General features: G+C 51.0%; 12 protein-coding genes and 1 rRNA gene. 2 read left to right on the top strand and 11 right to left on the bottom strand.

Annotated elements, in window-relative coordinates; translation table 11 throughout:
• The 3 genes from J2Z18_RS02965 to gyrA form a co-directional block, all read right to left on the bottom strand.
• Positions 1-300 (bottom strand): 16S ribosomal RNA (locus tag J2Z18_RS02965); the annotation flags it as partial.
• Between the two features lie 319 nt (positions 301-619).
• Positions 620-1,732, bottom strand: a complete 1,113-nt coding sequence (locus tag J2Z18_RS02960) for an HD-GYP domain-containing protein (protein WP_007129245.1) — start codon at positions 1,730-1,732, stop codon at positions 620-622.
• Positions 1,733-1,909: 177 nt separating this feature from the next.
• Positions 1,910-4,405, bottom strand: coding sequence for a DNA gyrase subunit A (gene gyrA / locus J2Z18_RS02955; RefSeq protein ID WP_007129244.1), 2,496 nt, complete (start codon positions 4,403-4,405; stop codon positions 1,910-1,912).
• A gap of 473 nt (positions 4,406-4,878) precedes the next feature.
• On the opposite strand from gyrA, the gene J2Z18_RS02950 reads away from it, so the two are divergent.
• Positions 4,879-5,682 carry a YheC/YheD family protein gene (locus J2Z18_RS02950; protein ID WP_007129243.1) on the top strand — a complete coding sequence of 268 codons (804 nt, stop codon included), beginning with the start codon at positions 4,879-4,881 and terminating at the stop codon, positions 5,680-5,682.
• Between the two features lie 314 nt (positions 5,683-5,996).
• Here the strand turns inward: J2Z18_RS02950 and gyrB are convergent, their stop codons facing one another.
• The 6 genes from gyrB to dnaA all read right to left on the bottom strand — a co-directional run bounded on the left by gyrB (position 5,997) and on the right by dnaA (position 12,367).
• On the bottom strand, positions 5,997-7,907 hold the full coding sequence (gene gyrB, locus J2Z18_RS02945) for a DNA topoisomerase (ATP-hydrolyzing) subunit B (RefSeq protein ID WP_007129242.1): 1,911 nt from the start codon (positions 7,905-7,907) through the stop codon (positions 5,997-5,999).
• Positions 7,908-7,933: 26 nt separating this feature from the next.
• Positions 7,934-8,185, bottom strand: a complete 252-nt coding sequence (gene remB / locus J2Z18_RS02940; RefSeq protein ID WP_007129241.1) for an extracellular matrix regulator RemB — start codon at positions 8,183-8,185, stop codon at positions 7,934-7,936.
• Positions 8,186-8,197: 12 nt separating this feature from the next.
• Positions 8,198-9,310 (bottom strand): DNA replication/repair protein RecF, encoded by a 1,113-nt coding sequence (gene recF, locus J2Z18_RS02935; protein ID WP_040738348.1) that lies wholly within the window; start codon positions 9,308-9,310, stop codon positions 8,198-8,200.
• Positions 9,311-9,359: 49 nt separating this feature from the next.
• Positions 9,360-9,575: a S4 domain-containing protein YaaA gene (yaaA, locus tag J2Z18_RS02930; RefSeq protein WP_007129239.1), complete on the bottom strand. Its 216-nt coding sequence runs from the start codon at positions 9,573-9,575 to the stop codon at positions 9,360-9,362.
• Between the two features lie 99 nt (positions 9,576-9,674).
• Entirely contained in the window at positions 9,675-10,817 is a 1,143-nt protein-coding gene (gene dnaN / locus J2Z18_RS02925; RefSeq protein ID WP_007129238.1) for a DNA polymerase III subunit beta, read from the bottom strand.
• Positions 10,818-11,020: 203 nt separating this feature from the next.
• Positions 11,021-12,367: a chromosomal replication initiator protein DnaA gene (gene dnaA / locus J2Z18_RS02920; RefSeq protein ID WP_007129237.1), complete on the bottom strand. Its 1,347-nt coding sequence runs from the start codon at positions 12,365-12,367 to the stop codon at positions 11,021-11,023.
• 599 nt (positions 12,368-12,966) lie between these two features.
• On the opposite strand from dnaA, the gene J2Z18_RS02915 reads away from it, so the two are divergent.
• Complete coding sequence (locus tag J2Z18_RS02915) at positions 12,967-13,698, top strand: DUF6199 family natural product biosynthesis protein (RefSeq protein WP_007129236.1); 732 nt, start codon at positions 12,967-12,969, stop codon at positions 13,696-13,698.
• A gap of 239 nt (positions 13,699-13,937) precedes the next feature.
• Here J2Z18_RS02915 and gntK read toward each other — a convergent pair whose 3' ends face one another.
• Together gntK and J2Z18_RS02905 are read right to left on the bottom strand one after the other, a co-directional pair.
• Positions 13,938-15,485: a gluconokinase gene (gene gntK / locus J2Z18_RS02910; protein ID WP_007129235.1), complete on the bottom strand. Its 1,548-nt coding sequence runs from the start codon at positions 15,483-15,485 to the stop codon at positions 13,938-13,940.
• Positions 15,486-15,576: 91 nt separating this feature from the next.
• Positions 15,577-16,938 (bottom strand): GntP family permease, encoded by a 1,362-nt coding sequence (locus J2Z18_RS02905; RefSeq protein WP_007129234.1) that lies wholly within the window; start codon positions 16,936-16,938, stop codon positions 15,577-15,579.
• Between the last annotated feature and the right edge of the window lie 110 nt (positions 16,939-17,048).

Raw genomic sequence — 17,048 nt, 5'->3', positions numbered from 1 at the left:
GCTACGCATCGTCGCCTTGGTGAGCCGTTACCTCACCAACTAGCTAATGCGCCGCAGGCCCATCCTCAAGTGACAGATTGCTCCGCCTTTCATAACTCTGCCATGCAGCAGATTTAATTATCCGGTATTAGCTACCGTTTCCGGTAGTTATCCCAGTCTTGAGGGCAGGTTGCCTACGTGTTACTCACCCGTCCGCCGCTAAGCATCAGGAGTGCAAGCACCCCATCAACTCCGCTCGACTTGCATGTATTAGGCACGCCGCCAGCGTTCGTCCTGAGCCAGGATCAAACTCTCCAATAAAGATCGTCCGAAGGACGATCGATTGAAAGAGCGATTAAGCTCATTAGAAAAACTGACGAGAATTTGTTCAATTCTCTATTGTAACTCCCCGCCGAAGCGGTTCGTTTTTACTCACTCGTTGTTCAGTTTTCAAAGATCAACCTTTTCGTTACCAGCGAATCTCGTTCGCATCAGCAACTCTTATAATATATCATGTTTTCGAGAAGTTAGCAAGCTTTTTTAAAAACTTTTTTATCGAAAAAGCCGTGATATACATCCGCTTCAAAAGCGGCAAGGAATAATATATCACAGCTTTTATCATTAGGTCAACCTTTATTGCCTAGGAAATAACTTCCTCAATGTAGATCTGCCTCTGCTGCATTAAATTCATGATGTTGCCTTGGACGGCTACCATTGGCCTGGTCGGATGCTGACTATCGGTAAACACGATTTCCCCTGTGCTTCCATTGCTTAACCGGACTTTCGTTCCGGAATGGAGAGCCGTTACTTTACGGATAAAAGTCTGGACGATTTTCGGATCCAGCTTGCCGAACGCCTCTAATTGAATTTGTTCCAGCACTAAGTAAGGAGACTGTGCATTCCGATAAAACTTGTCCAATGTCATGGCATGGAAGATATCCGTAACAGCCACAATCTTGGCGTAAATATGGATTTTGCTGCCCTCCAGACCCAGAGGGTAGCCGGACCCGTCCACTTTTTCATGATGCTGCAGTGCCGCTAGGCGAACCCCTTCGTTAACTGCGGCAACATTTTTAAGGATTTGATAACCGTAAGTGGTATGACGACGTACTTCCTCGTTCTCCTCATCGGTTAATTTGGACGGCTTATTTAATAGTATTGGATCAATCTTGGCATTTCCAATGTCATGGAGCAGCCCCGCAAAGGCCACCTGCATCCAGTCTTTCTGAGGAAGATCGAGCCACTGCGCCAGCTTATAGGAAGAAAGAGCACACAAGACCGAGCTGTGATACCGGTAATCATGGCGATTCGTCATGCGTGGAATAAACTTAAGAATCTGATAATCCTTATGATGCTTAAGCAGGTTCTCCATCTGATTCCGGATCTCGTACATGCGGAGCTCGCCGGTAATCGCCGACTGATAACAGCTTTTGACCAGAGTCAGAGTCTTGTCATACTCTTCATGCAATGGAAGGTCTTTGCGACTCGGTGCCTCCTCGTCCCCGCTTCCTTGCGAACTCTCCGCAAAAATCAACGCGGGCTTCTGCCCTGCAGATTTCACCGTTGGAATTCGAGTGCTCTCTCCATCGACGGACTCAATATCCACCTGCTCGACCATAAATGCTTTCAGCACTTCCAGATCGCGTGGCAGCAGTACCTTCCCCTTATGAAGTAAAAGCCCCCCTAAAGGTGTATGCACATCCTTAGCCAGCTTTACACCGGCCACCACTTCATTCACGGCTTTGATCGTCATGATCAACCTCTCCATCTATTCCACTGCGCTCATCGCAGCGAAACTTCACCTTTATATTATACATTATTATAGTTCGACTTACTCAGCCTGTACAATACTGACTTCCTTATTTTGTAATCTGGATCACTGAAAAAAAAGAGCATGGATGCTTCATGTGCATCCATGCTCTCCATTGCTTTATTCCTCGGTTGGTTCAGAAGGGTCCATGCCTTCTTCGAACTCGCCCTCTTCACCATCGTTCTCTGGTTCATCACTCTTGTCTGCACGGCATACCGTACCGACAGAATCATCCTCGCGGATGTTAATCAGCTTCACGCCCTGCGCATAGCGGCCCATCGTTGAGATGCCCTCCATGCTTGTGCGGATCAAGGTGCCGCTGGCCGTAATGATCATCAGATCCTCTTCCGACTTCACGACCTTCAGCGCAACAACCGGTCCGTTCTTCTCGGTAATATTGATCGTTTTGATCCCTTTACCGCCACGGGTCTGAACTCGGTAATCGCCGGCCGGTGTCCGTTTGCCGTATCCGCGGGTCGTTACGATCAAAATATCAAGCTCCGGATCCACAACGTCCATGCCGATGACTTCGTCACCCTCATCGAGCGTTATGCCCTTAACCCCGGTTGCGCTTCTTCCCATTGAACGCACATCGCTCTCCTCGAACCGGATGGACATGCCCTGTGCCGTTCCCATAATGATCTCTTGCTGACCGTCTGTCAGCTTCACATCGATCAGGGAGTCGTCCTCGCGCAGGTTAACGGCGATCAGGCCGCCCTTGCGGATATTGACATAGTCCTCAAGCGGCGTCTTCTTCACAACCCCATGACGGGTAGCAAAGAACAGGAACTTATCGGTATCGAAGCTCTCGACCGGAATAACCGCATTGACCGTTTCGCCTTGCTCAATCTGAATCAGATTGATGATTGGCGTTCCGCGGGCGGTACGGCTAAGCTCCGGTATTTCATAAGCTTTGAGACGGTAAGCCTTCCCTTTGTCCGTAAAGAACATCAGGTAGTGATGGGAATTCGTTACGAAGAGGTGCTCGACAAAGTCCTCGCTCTTCGTTTCCATCCCAACGACGCCGCGTCCGCCCCGCTTCTGACTGCGGTACGTATTGGCAGGCAGACGCTTGATGTAACCGGTATGGGTAATGGTGATAACCACTTCCTCACGCGGAATGAGATCCTCGTCCAGGATGCTGTCTTCACCTACTGTAATTTCAGTACGGCGCTCATCTGCAAAGCGCTCCTTAATATCCTGAAGCTCATCATTGATGATTTGCAGCACAAGATGTTCGTTCGCCAAAATCTCGCGCAGCTCGGCAATCCGGGCCAGCAGTTCTTGGTACTCGTTCTCGATCTTCTCGCGTTCGAGTCCGGTCAGACGCTGCAGACGCATATCGAGGATCGCCTGAGCCTGCTCCTGGCTAAGCCCGAAGCGCTCCATCAGACCTTCGCGCGCGGCCTCGGTTGTCTGCGAGGCGCGGATCAGCGCGATAACCTCATCCAGATGATCCAGCGCAATCCGCAAGCCCTCCAGAATATGGGCCCGGGCCTCGGCCTTCTTCAGCTCGAATTCGGTACGACGGCGAATCACCGTCACCTGATGCTCCAGGTAATAATGCAGCACATCACGCAGATTCAATATTTTCGGCTCATTGTTGACGATCGCCAGCATGTTGATACCGAAATTCGACTGCATTGCCGTATGCTTATACAAGTTATTCAAGACGACGTTCGGGTTGACGTCACGGCGCAGCTCGATCACGATCCGCATGCCGTTACGGTCCGACTCATCACGGAGATCCGTAATACCGTCAATTCGCTTATCGCGAACGAGCTCGGCAATTTTCTCCACGAGACGTGCTTTGTTCACTTGATACGGAATCTCATGAACGACAATGCGCGCCTTATTATTGTTTTCCTCAATCGTCGCTTTCGCGCGCATCGTTACCGAGCCGCGTCCCGTACGATATGCCTGGCGGATGCCTTCGCGTCCCAAAATGTAGCCCGCTGTTGGGAAGTCCGGTCCCTGTATATACTCCATCAGCTCCATTGGAGTGATGTCGGGATTCCGAATCATCGCCTGTACGCCATCGATGACTTCGCCAAGATTATGAGGCGGTATATTCGTCGCCATACCGACCGCAATCCCGGATACCCCGTTTACGAGAAGGTTCGGGTAACGTGCCGGCAGAACGACCGGCTCCTGCTCCTCGCCATCGTAGTTGGGCGCAAAGTCAATCGTCTCTTTATTAATATCACGCAGCATTTCCATGGCAATCTTGGATAAACGGGCTTCCGTATATCGCATTGCCGCTGCCATATCTCCGTCAATGGAACCGAAGTTACCATGCCCGTCGACGAGCATGTATCGCATGGAGAAGTCCTGCGCCATCCGGACCATGGATTCATACACTGCGGAATCACCATGCGGATGGTACTTACCGATAACCTCGCCAACGATCCTTGCCGATTTTTTGTACGGTTTGTCCGGGGCCATGCCGAGCTCCGACATCGCATATAGTATGCGACGGTGAACCGGCTTCATTCCGTCCCGCACATCTGGCAAGGCCCGGCTGACAATGATGCTCATCGCGTAATCCATAAAGGATTCGCGCATCTCGGTACCTATGTCCCGATCTTTAATTTGGGAGAAATTTTCTTCCGCCATGCTGGACCTCCTTCATTTTCTATCAACCATGCCTTGCTCTATGTGAAAAAAGCAGAATAATGATCAGGAAGCTATAAATGCACCAACCTTTATTATATTACTTTCACAAACCATGCACAATTAAACACGGGATAGAAAGCGTGAAAGTATGATTTTTGCCCGGAAACCGTGACATACGCCCTGTCCTCCGTGCCGCTTTTCACATACAATGCATTGAAAAAGATTTCGCATCGATCACATCTTTATATTATACCACTGTTTGTCATACTTGTCCTATGTTTTCCCGTTTGGCAGCTTTATGTGCCGGATGTATCGCCCGGTGCTTCGATCGATCATGAATAGCGTTCGACCTTCCCCTAACGGGCTATGGCTAAGGCAAACTATAGGCGTATCCCTGCGCTCGTGCTCTTTTTTTTCCGTGACAGGTACATCTGCTCTTCACTCAAAAAAACGGCCGGAAAGGATGAAGTTGGTTGGCTATACAACGCGTTGCAAGCAAATGGGCGAAAACAAAAATCTTGTTGAAAAATAAAGGTCTTGCCTCCTACATTCCCGCAACCCGCCAGTACTCGTTCGAAGCGCTGGAAGAGTTGCTGAATACCCACACGCTGGTTTACATTAAGCCGGATCGGGGGACGTACGGCAACGGCGTTATGTCCGTGGAGCAAATCGAATCGCAGAATGAGGAGGAATCGGCCGCCTCCAAGACCTACAAGCTCCGGTATGAACAAAAGACCGAGACGTTCCAATCACTGGACAGTCTTCATAAAACGCTGAATTCACTGCTCCAAGGCAAGGAATATTTGATTCAGCAGGGCATCCATCTGCTCCGGTACCAGGGCAGTCCCTTTGACCTGCGTGTTCTTACACAGAGAAGCCCTTCCGGACAGTGGGTAAGCACCGGCATTATCGGGCGGGTAGCGGCCAAAAACAAAATCATTACAAATCATCATAGCGGCGGCACCGTCCAGCATTACAAGCCGCTTATGCTTGAGCATATGACGGCCGAAGAGGCGGAGAACATCCGCCGGGAACTGCATGAGCTCGGTGTGAATGTCGCCGGCCAACTGCAGAAGTCCTACCCGAATCTGAAGGAAATCGGGCTGGATATCGCAATTGATGGACGATGGAACATTTGGATTTTGGAGGTCAACACAAAGCCTGCGCTCTTTCCGTTTAAGAAGTTCTTCAAGGATCCAAGCATCTATAACAAGGTCAAGAAGTACGCCAGCGCCTACGGACGGAATTTGTCCAGCAGTACAAAGAAGGTCCGCTAGCCTAACCTATGTCGCTGCACGTCCGGAATCTTACCCTACCTTGGTTCGATGGGTCACTTCAACATGACTGGCGCGTAAAATTCATGTCGCATTGCTAAGCCCTGCTTTAAGACTGAACCCGCAGTAACTCTATGCGCTCGTTACGCGCTCCGGACTTGCCTTGATGGTTGTTTGCTCCTATCATCGCAGACAATAGATAGTAGGGCGTATGAGCATAGCAGCCTTCTAAGTGATCAGCCAGCCGCTCACAGCAAAAAGGAGCATCCGCAGGTCCCTGACCTGCCCGGATGCTCCCTCCTGGCTAGTGCTCTATGCTAAATGTCCAAATTGCGGACGCTCTTCGCGTGCTCTTGAATGAAATCACGACGCGGCTCAACGTTGTCACCCATGAGGGTGTCAAACAGCGTATCTGCCAGCATGGCATCCTCGATCGTTACCTGCAGCATCGTGCGGCTCTCCGGATCCATCGTCGTCTCCCACAGCTGGGTTGCATTCATCTCGCCGAGACCTTTATACCGCTGGATGTTAAACTTGGCGTTCTCGCCGAATTCCTTAATGATCTCGTCGCGCTCTTTCTCGCTGCCCGCATAACGGACAACCTTGTTGCGCTCGATCTTAAAGAGCGGCGGCTGCGCGATATAAATATATCCCGCTTCTACCAGCTTACGCATATAGCGATAGAAGAACGTCAGCAGCAGTGTGCGGATATGCGCGCCGTCGACGTCAGCATCGGTCATGATGATGATTTTGTGATAACGGGCCTTCGACAGATCGAAGTCATCGGCAATCCCGGTACCGAGTGCCGTAATGATCGCACGGATCTCCGCATTGGAGAGAATGCGGTCCAGACGCGCTTTCTCGACGTTAAGGATTTTCCCCCGCAGCGGCAGAATCGCCTGGAAGTGCCGGTCACGACCTTGCTTAGCCGATCCGCCGGCGGAGTCGCCTTCGACGATATACAGCTCACTGATCGACGCATCCTTGGAGGAGCAGTCGGCCAGCTTGCCCGGCAGGGCGCTTACTTCAAGCGCGCTCTTCCGGCGGGTCATTTCCCGAGCCTTACGCGCTGCTTCACGTGCACGGGAAGCCTGCAGCGCCTTCTCCAGGATGCGGCGGGACACCGAAGGATTCTCCTGCAGGAATTCCTGCAGCTTTTCCGCAAACAGGGACTCCACGATGCCGCGGACTTCACTGTTGCCGAGCTTCGTCTTCGTCTGCCCTTCAAACTGCGGCTCCGGCACTTTGACCGAGATGATCGCCGTCAAGCCTTCCCGCACGTCGTCTCCGGACAAGTTATTGCTGTTGTCCTTAATCATGCCGGTTTTACGGGCATAATCGTTAATGATGCGCGTCAATGCGCTTTTAAAGCCGGATTCATGCGTTCCGCCCTCATGCGTATTGATATTGTTCGCAAACGAGTAAATATTCTCGGTGTAGCTGTCGTTGTACTGGAGCGAGATCTCCACTTGAATGTTGTCCCGGGAGCCTTCCACGTAGATCGGTTCTTCGTGGAGCGCCTCCTTCTTCTCATTCAAGAATTTAACGTACTCGATAATACCGCCTTCGTATTTGAAATAATCGGAAGCTCCCGTACGCTCATCCGTCAGTGTGAGCGCGATGCCTTTGTTCAAGAAGGCCAGCTCGCGAACCCGCGTCAGGAGCGTATTATAGTCAAACTCCGTTGTCTCCGTGAAAATTTCCGGATCCGGCAGGAAGGTAACCGTCGTACCGGTCTCTTCGGTATCCCCGATGACTTTGATGTCATACTGAGGCACGCCGCGCCGGTATTCCTGCTGATAAATATGCCCATCCCGCTTCACTTGGACGACAACCTTGGTGGACAATGCGTTAACGACCGATACGCCCACGCCGTGCAGGCCGCCGGATACCTTATATCCCCCGCCGCCGAACTTACCGCCGGCATGCAGGACGGTCATAACGACTTCGAGGGTGGATTTCTTCAGCTTGGCGTTCTCGCCGACCGGAATTCCGCGTCCGTTATCGATAACCGTAACGCTGTTATCCTCATGGACAATAATCTCGATATGGTCGCATATTCCCGCCATCGCTTCGTCAATACTGTTGTCCACTACCTCCCATACCAAATGATGCAGACCCTTGACGCTGGTCGAGCCGATGTACATCCCTGGACGTTTGCGGACAGCCTCGAGCCCTTCCAGTACCTGAATCTGATTCTCATCATATGTCGGTTGATTCATAGACATGCCTTCACCTACTTCTACAGATTCTGTTATGCCTGAGCTACAAAATGATTTGCCCGCTTCTTCAGCGTTGCGGAGGAAATCGGGGAATAGTAGACGATGGACTTCGTCACCACGATGGATTTCGGATCCTCTTCACCGATTAATTCCACGACCTTATGCTGCTGGGCATGCGTGACGAACTGCTTGGAGATCTTTGACGATTTCTCGATCGAGATATCGAAGATGCCAACCAGCTCGGACGAACGGATAATCTTTTCTCCGCCTAAATGAATATACAATGGAATCACTCCTTAAGAGCCCACCTGTCCGTCATGGACATGAAAAATGCTGGCACCCTTCAATTTGTCGGTATTCAATGTCTCGATGCCCGTCGCCGTGATGAATGTCTGCACTTTGCTCTGGAATGTCTCTATCAGTTGCGTCTGCCGGTATGGATCCAGTTCGGAAAGCACATCATCCAGAAGCAATACCGGATATTCACCGATTTCTTCCTGAATCAGCTCGATTTCGGCCAGCTTCAAAGAGAGCGCCGTCGTTCGCTGCTGACCTTGAGATCCGTACGTTTGGACTTCCTTACCGTTAATATAAAAAGCCAGATCATCTCGATGAGGACCTGCCAATGTCATACCACGCCTTATTTCTTGCTCTTTCATTTGTGATAATTTTATCATAAAACGCTCAAATAAGACAGCTTCATCTTCTTCCTCCGCGTCAGCAAAGGACGGAACATAGTGCAGGGACAGCTCTTCCAGGCCGTTTGTGATGCCCTGATGAATGCCCTCAGCCCACTTTTGAAGCTTTTTTATAAATTGTTTCCTCTTCTTGACGATTTTAACACCATGTTCTGCCAACTGGCTGTTCCAAATGTCCAGCATCGCCTGCTGGGACGCTTCCTTCCCCCACAGCTGCTTGAGCAGATTGTTCCGCTGAACGAGCACCTTCTGGTACTGCTGCAGATGGTAGAGATAGCTCGGCGCGACCTGCCCGATTTCCATGTCAAGAAACCGGCGGCGAACCCCCGGCGTGCCTTTGACGATTTCCAAATCCTCGGGTGCGAACATAACCACGTTCAGGGAGCCGATAAAATCACTCAGCTTCCGCTGCTCCAAACCGTTGACCTTCGCCTTCTTCCCCTGCTGGGACACGCTCAGCTCAAGCTTCAGCATCCCGTACTTCTTCTCAACCTCAGCTGCAATATGCGCACTCGGCTGCTCGAAGGCGATCAGCTCACGATCCTTGGAGGTGCGGTGGCTCTTCGTCAAAGCGAGCACGAAGAGCGCCTCCATCAAGTTGGTCTTCCCCTGGGCGTTGCGCCCGATAATCAGATTGACATCACCGAACGCATTCAGCTGCAGCTGATCATAGTTCCGGTAATGCTGAAGACTGATATTGTTAACAAACAAGTTGATCCTCTCCCTCGTCATCCGCGCCTAGCGCCTAACGGGAGGCTGTCTATTGCGCCGCCACCTGAAAGGTTCCGCAGTCCTCCACCTTGACGATGTCGCCGGGAACCAGCTTGCGTCCGCGCCGCTCTTCCTTCTCATCGTTGACCAGCACGGCCCCCTCCGCCAGCAGCTCCTTCGCCATGCCGCCTGTGGATACGCAATCCGCCAGCTTCAGAAATTGGTCCAGCTTAATATACTCGCTGTGGATAAAGATTTGCTTCATTTGCCTGTCCTTTCCCCCTTATCAACATGGGGATAACTTTTATAGCGGGTTCAAATAAGTCGGATTCGTGACCAAAAGACGACTTTTTGAACATCCTCTTTAGTTCGCCGTACGGTACGGCAGAATAATATACTGACTCTTGCTGTCATCGAGCGGCTTCAGAATGATCGGGCTCATGACTCCCATGAAGGCAATCATCAGCTGCTCGCTCTCGACGACCTTCAGCACGTCCAGCATATATTTCGAGTTGAAGGAAATGCGCAGCGGATCCCCCTTGAATTCAATCAGATCCAATTCTTCACGCACTTTACCGAGCTCGGAGGAACTCGAGGAGATTTCAATGCCCCCGTTCTCCATCGTTTGCAGCAGCACGATATTCGTTTTTTCCTCTCTCGACAGCAGGTACGCACGGTCGATCGACTCGCTTAATTTTTTTGTATCCAAAACGAGTTCTGTTTTATGCGTCGTCGGAATAATTCTAGAAGTATCGGGATAAATGCCGTCTAATATACGCGAATAGAACAGCACACGGTCAATTTTAAATAATACCTGATTATCGGCCACAACGATATCGACCAGCGTATTTTGATCCGGAATGATCTTGCTCAGCTCGTTCAAGGTTTTGCCGGCAATGACTACGTTGTTGAACGAAATATCATCCACACCTTCAATATTCGCGGACCGAGTCGCCAGACGATGACGGTCGGTTGCGGTAAATTTCAGCTCATTGTTGTTCAGGCTCCACAGAACCCCTGTCAGAATCGGCGTCGTCTCGTGCGTCGAGATGGAGAATACCGTCTGCTTGATCATGTTTTTCAGCAGATCTCCCGGAAGCGAGATCGTCTGACTGCCTTCGATGTTCGGCAATACCGGGAATTCATCCGGATCAAGGCCGACCATTTGAATTTCGGTTGCGCCTGCGGAAATAAAGGTCTGGAATTGATCTTTAACCTCCATATGGATTTCCTGGGAAGGCAGCTTCTTGATGATTTCAACGAAAAATTTAGCCGGAAGGACGACACTACCCGGTCTTTCAACCTGAACAATCGTGTGCTTTTCATCTTCCGAAGGAATAAACGATTGGATGGAAATATCCGTATCGCTGGCTGTCAGCGTCACGCCGGAATAAGTGACATCGAGTTTAATGCCGCTCAAGATCGGAATGGTGGTCCGGCTGGAAATCGCTTTGGACACGTGTTGGATGGATTCGTTCAATACATTTTTCAATATGCTGATTTTCATCAATTTCACTCCTTGCGGAAAAATGAGAGGGGTATTGTTTCATTCGGCGGAAGGCCGATGATTCCCCTCTTTATGGATAATTATTTTATTAATTATTTATAGTACAAGTAGTAGGCGCACTGAATATGTGGATAAGCCCGTGAAAAGGCATAAAATTAAGCCTATCCACATGTGTATAGATTGTGCATAGGCTTTGAACTTGTTCAGGTTGGATTTTTGATTTTCTCCGTAATATTGTTGACCACTTTGAATAGCTCTTGGTCGGTCTTCAGCGATTGGGTGATCTTCTCATGCGCATGAATAACGGTGGTATGATCCCGTCCTCCGAAAGCTTCTCCGATCTTCGGAAGCGAATAATCGGTCAATTCACGGGACAAGTACATGGCGATCTGCCGCGGAAAGGCGACGGCTTTGGTCCGTTTGCGGGCTTTAAAGTCCTCCAGCCGCAGATTATAATACTCGCCCACCTTCTGCTGAATATCCTGGATCGTAATCATTCTCGGCCGGCTGGACGGGATGATATCCTTCAGCGCTTCCGCTGCAAGATGCGTGGTCACATCCTGGTTCGTCAGAGAGGAATAAGCAACAACACGGATAAGGGCGCCTTCAAGCTCCCGGATGTTGGTATCAATCTGGTTGGCTATATACATCATTGCTTCGTTCGGAATGTCCAAATTCTCAGCCTTCGCCTTCTTGCGCAAGATCGCGATCCGGGTTTCCAGGTCCGGCGGCTGAATATCGGTGATCAGTCCCCATTCGAACCGTGAACGGAGTCTTTCCTCCAGCGTCGGAATTTCCTTGGGCGGTCGGTCACTTGAAATGATGATTTGCTTCCGTTCCTCATGCAGCGCGTTAAACGTATGGAAAAATTCCTCCTGCGTCGATTCCTTCCCGGCCAAAAACTGAATATCGTCAATCAGCAGAATATCGACGTTGCGGTACTTGTTGCGGAAGCTTTCGGCGCGGTTGTCACGGATGGAGTTGATAAACTCGTTGGTGAACTTCTCTGAGGAAATGTACACGACCTTGCTGCTCGGATTATGCTCCAAAATATAATGGCCGATGGCGTGCATCAAGTGTGTCTTGCCAAGTCCTACCCCTCCGTAGAGGAACAATGGGTTGTACGCTTTGGCCGGCGCTTCGGCGACGGCGAGCGAGGCGGCATGCGCAAACCGGTTGCCCGAGCCGATGACGAACGTGTCAAAGGTGTACTTCGGGTTCAGCATATGGGATTGAATTTCGTCTCCGCTAACTTCTAACGGGGGGGACGGCTGCTGAGGAGCCGGCTCCTGCGACTTTGCCTCTTCAATCACAAACCTCACATCGACCTGCTTGCCGATCACCTCATAGACCGTTGAGCTTACCAGCTTCGTATATCGGCTCTCCAGCCATTCCACGGCAAACGTTGTCGGCGCGGAAATGACGACGGAGTGATCGTTAATGGTCAATGCCTTGGTCGCTTTAAACCAAGTGTCAAAGCTCGGTTTGCTGAGCTTGGTCTGTATTATCGATAATATTTCCTGCCATAATTCGGAAGTATGGCTTTCCAAAACTGTCACTCCTTTAAATCTTCCAAATGTGGCTAGAGCCATGAGTGGAAATGTCGAACCAAAATGAACGATGTCAAATTATCCCCAAAGCTAACCCCCTGTGGAAACAAAAAAATATGGATAAATTGAAATTGTTCACAACTTTATCCACAGCCTGTTGATAATATCATGTGTTCATTCACATATTCACATCCAAAAGTAATATCATCATAGCAAAAGAAGGCCTTATTTTCAATGTATGTCGCTAATTTATCCACAAATTCAATACGTTGTGCATAAATCTTATTCACACCACTAGATATTGTTTATAAATTGTTCAGCTTTCGACATCATTAGCCTTCATGCGAAAAAAATTATGCACAGGTTGTCCAAATCGCAAACAATTTTTGCTTCCATCTCCATCTGTTCATAACTTCTGGTTGAATGTTCTAGCGGCCTTTATAATCAACCAAAGGTAAAAACGGTTGTGGATATCCCTCACTAGGGCGTGCATGGCATGTCGAATGGGGGATTTTTGTCTGCTCAGGAGGGTTGAGAGCAGTGCAACCTGTGGTCATTCATCGCCGTACTATAAGGAAACTTCGAACGGAGGAAACGGGATGGGAGAAACGCAGCCTAGGGCTCAGTGGAGGAGATGGCTAGGGTTGCTCGTGCTGGTCTTGATCGTTGCTGCGGTCGCAGGCTGGGCGCAAAGCTATTATTCGAAGACATTTTTTTATCTGGACGACGTCAAATACTTCAAGTATGAGGATTCGGGCAGCGGTACGGTCGAATATCGCGCTTTATTCGGCCGGGGAAGTCCGGTGTATGTTCACAAGTATGAGTCAGATCGGGTGATTGAAGCCGAGGGAGAAAGGTACCAGATTCACGGAAAAGAAGGGATGAGCGGGGAATGGGAGCCGTATGCTGTCGTTTATCCGGATGGTACCGAATTCCGGGTGGAGCCGTTTGGCCAAGACGGATTCCAGGTGTTTGATCAGGCTGGAGAGTGGGTGCTTCCCCCGGCAGTCATACAAGTTGGGTTGGGAAACAAAATAAGGGATCCGGATAGCCCTCGTTATTTTCCAGCGGATCTTGCCGCTGCGTCGGACGAAGCGTTCCATCAGCCTAACGGCAGCGTAGGGTTCTTCCTTTTGGCGGTCGCATTGTTTATTTTCAACTGGTGCAGTTTTCGTTATGAAGCCTTTCAGCGCTTTATGTTTCATATATCTCCTTCCAATCTGATGGTGAGTGACCCGGAGCCGAGCGATTTTTATTTCTTCATGTGCAAGGTCGGCGGTATTTTTGGGATGGGATTCTCGTTGTGGATATTTTTTGCTCACGCGCTGTGATTAGGACAGTAGGAGGGAGGCTTACGCTGTCTGCTTTGTAAAAAAGGCATTAGGACCATTTTATTCGAGACTGTTGGCGATTCGCCCCAGGCTCTTAATCCGCCCTCGGTGATTGCATGATCACCGAGATTGCTGGTGCGCCGGGGAGCATACATCCTGCATCATAAAAAAAGCCTGTCTTTGCGAGGGATATTCCTCCGCCAAAGACAGGCTGTCTTTATTTTACTAGGTCACTCATGTTATTTCTGCTCAAATCTGCGCTGGAACTCCGATATGGCTTCATAGTCTTCCTCCAGCTTGCGCGAGATCCGGATATAGATCGGAAGGAGCGCTTTATACACATCGGCGTTCTCCTTCACCGGCTGGTGCTCATGCGTGCCGCCGACCATCGTTGAGACGATATCTAGCGAATCCACTCTTCCCGTAGCATATAAGCCCAGGACGACGGCGCCGAGACAGGAGCTCTCATAGCTCTCCGGCACGATCACCTGCTGGTCGAAGATATCGGCCATCATCTGCCGCCAGATCGGTGAGCGGGCAAACCCGCCGGTGGCGTGAATCTTCGCCGGATGGCCCATCTGCTCCTCCATGGCGAGCAGAACGGTATACATATTGAAAATGACACCTTCCAATACGGAACGGATCATATGCTCCTTCTGATGGTTCAGCGTAAGGCCAAAGAACGAGCCGCGCGCATTCGGATCCCACAGCGGGGCACGTTCTCCCGTTAAATACGGATGGAACAAAAGGCCGTTCGAGCCCGGAGGAATGCGGTCTGCAATTTTGGTCAGCACATCGTACGGATTGATCCCGAGCCGCTTGGCCGTTTCAATCTCCGATGCCGCGAATTCGTCCCGTACCCAGCGGAAAATCATGCCGCCGTTATTGACGGCACCGCCGATGACCCAGTGCTTCTCGGTCAGGGCATAGCAGAAGATCCGTCCTTTCGGATCGGTCATCGGCCGGTCTACGACCGTTCGGATGGCGCCGCTCGTACCGATGGTCGCCGCAACGACGCCCGGCTGAATCGCGTTGACGCCAAGGTTGGACAGAACGCCGTCCGCAGCCCCAAGCACGAACGGAGTGGAAGGAAGGAGACCCATACGAGCAGCGTATTCTTCCTTCAGGCCTGTCATGATATGTGTGGTTGGCACGAGTGTGGACAATTGATCCTCGGTAATCCCGGCCAGCTTCAGCGCTTCCTGATCCCAAGCGAGGGCTTCCAGATTCATCATGCCGGTGCTGGAGGCGATGGAATGGTCCACCACATACTTGCCGAACAGCTTATAGTATACATATTCCTTAATCGAAATGAATTTGGCGGTTTGCTTGAACACGGACGGCTGATCATGACGGAGCCACATCAGCTTTGTCACCGGCGACATCGGGTGAATCGGCGTGCCGGTTCTCAAATACAGCTCCATGCCGCCAAGCTCCTTCTTGAGTTTCGCGGACCAGGCGGCACTCCGGTTATCCGCCCACGTAATGCAGCGGGTTAACGGGACTCCGTCCTTATCCACGGCAATGACGCTGTGCATTGCGGCACTGAAGGACACGAACAATACCTGCTTCGGAGAAATTCCGGTATCGGCCATCACACCTTGGACCGAGGAGAGCACCGTTTGAAAAATCTGTTCCGGATCCTGCTCGGCCGTCGAAGGCGTAGGGGTGTGAAGGGGGTATTCACCGCCGGCCTTGGCGACGACCTCTCCATTCTCCTTAAACAGCACCGCTTTGGTGCTTGTCGTTCCGATATCGACACCGATCATGTAGTTCTGTGTACTCAAGAGACATACCTTCTTTCTATTTGAGGTCCCCAAGCGAAGTCTTGCGTTGATGCGCGTATCTTCACCGGGGACCTCATGAGCTTATGTTCAATTATACAATTAGATTTAGGACAAGGGCCAATACAAGACCGGTTACAGAGAGAATGGTCTCCAGCACGGTCCAGGTCTTCAGCGTCTGGGCTACGGTCATATTGAAGAATTCCTTAACCATCCAAAATCCAGCGTCATTGACGTGGGACAAGACGATGGATCCGGCGCCGGTAGCAAGGACGACAAGCGCGACATTGGCGTCCGGCGTCATGGCGAGCACAGGTGCAACAATGCCGGCAGCCGTCGTCATGGCTACGGTGGCCGAGCCGGTTGCAACCCGGATCAGGGCTGCGACCAGCCATGCGAACAGGATGATATTGATGTTGGCGCCTGTGGCAATCTCGGCAATCGCATTGCCGACACCGCTGTTAATCAGCACCTGCTTGAAGGCGCCGCCTGCACCGATAATCAGAATGATGGAGGCGATCGGCGCTAGACACTCGCTGGTGAACTTCGACAGCTCATGCTTGTTGAAGCCGCGCGCAAAGCCGAGCGAGAAGAACGAGAACACCGCCGCAATCAGAAGGGCGATGACTTCGTGTCCCACGAATTTGCAGATGACCGATATGGCGCTCGTGTTGTTAGGATCGATGATCTCAGCTGCCGAGCCGATCAGCATCAGAATGACGGGAAGCAAGATGGTGAAGATCGTGATGCCGAAGCCGGGCAGTCCGCGATCCGCTTTGCTGGAGAACTGCTCGGCCAGCTCTTCAGGCGGCTCAGTTGTGATCCGCTTGCCGATATATTTGCCGAATACCGGACCTGCAAGAATGGCGGCAGGAATCCCGATGACAAACGAGTACAGAATGGTAATGCCCAGGTCCGCGCCGTACGCATCAATCGCGATCATCGGAGCGGGATGGGGCGGAACCAGACCGTGAACCGTGGATAAGCCGGCCAGAATCGGAATGCCGATCTGCAGCAGCGACATTTTCGTTTTACGGGCTACGGTAAAGACGATCGGAATCAGCAAAATAACGCCGACCTCAAAAAACACGGGAATACCGACAATAAAGCCGACAATCATCATGGCCCAGTGTACCCGCTTCTCCCCGAAGCGATTGACCAGCGTCGTTGCGATTTGCTCGGCGCCTCCGGACTCGGCCATCATTTTGCCCAGCATGGTGCCGAGCGCGATAACGATGGCTATCGTTCCGAGCGTTCCGCCGAGACCGCCGGTTATGGATGTGATCACGTCCATCGGCTGCATGCCGGTCAACAGCCCCAGCAGCAGCGCAGCGATCAGTAGTGTAACGAAGGGATTCCACTTATATTTGGATATCAGCACGATCAGAAAAACGATCGTCAGCAAGGTCCAGAACATTAAAGTAGCGTTATGGCTGAGACCAAAAAGTGTGTTCATAGCTGTCTTCCTCCTATAGATTACCCATTATGTCCGGGTGGTTATTGGTAAACTGAGCGGTTTTCTGCGGTAGTATGCCCAAAACAGAATGAATTTCTATTGTATACTTG

Origin of the sequence: Paenibacillus lactis, from assembly GCF_017873605.1 — a bacterium.
GTDB classification, from domain to species: Bacteria; Bacillota; Bacilli; order Paenibacillales; family Paenibacillaceae; genus Paenibacillus_AQ; species Paenibacillus_AQ lactis.
This window is presented reverse-complemented; position numbering and strand designations above follow the sequence as displayed.

What these genes read in the sequence shown, in the direction of transcription:
- J2Z18_RS02960 (WP_007129245.1), bottom strand. Translation starts at nt 1,732, where the DNA reads ATGACGATCAAAGCCGTGAATGAAGTGGTGGCCGGTGTAAAGCTGGCT.
- gyrA (WP_007129244.1), bottom strand. Translation starts at nt 4,405, where the DNA reads ATGGCGGAAGAAAATTTCTCCCAAATTAAAGATCGGGACATAGGTACC.
- gyrB (WP_007129242.1), bottom strand. Translation starts at nt 7,907, where the DNA reads ATGTCTATGAATCAACCGACATATGATGAGAATCAGATTCAGGTACTG.
- yaaA (WP_007129239.1), bottom strand. Translation starts at nt 9,575, where the DNA reads ATGAAGCAAATCTTTATCCACAGCGAGTATATTAAGCTGGACCAATTT.
- dnaN (WP_007129238.1), bottom strand. Translation starts at nt 10,817, where the DNA reads ATGAAAATCAGCATATTGAAAAATGTATTGAACGAATCCATCCAACAC.
- J2Z18_RS02915 (WP_007129236.1), top strand. Translation starts at nt 12,967, where the DNA reads ATGGGAGAAACGCAGCCTAGGGCTCAGTGGAGGAGATGGCTAGGGTTG.
- J2Z18_RS02905 (WP_007129234.1), bottom strand. Translation starts at nt 16,938, where the DNA reads ATGAACACACTTTTTGGTCTCAGCCATAACGCTACTTTAATGTTCTGG.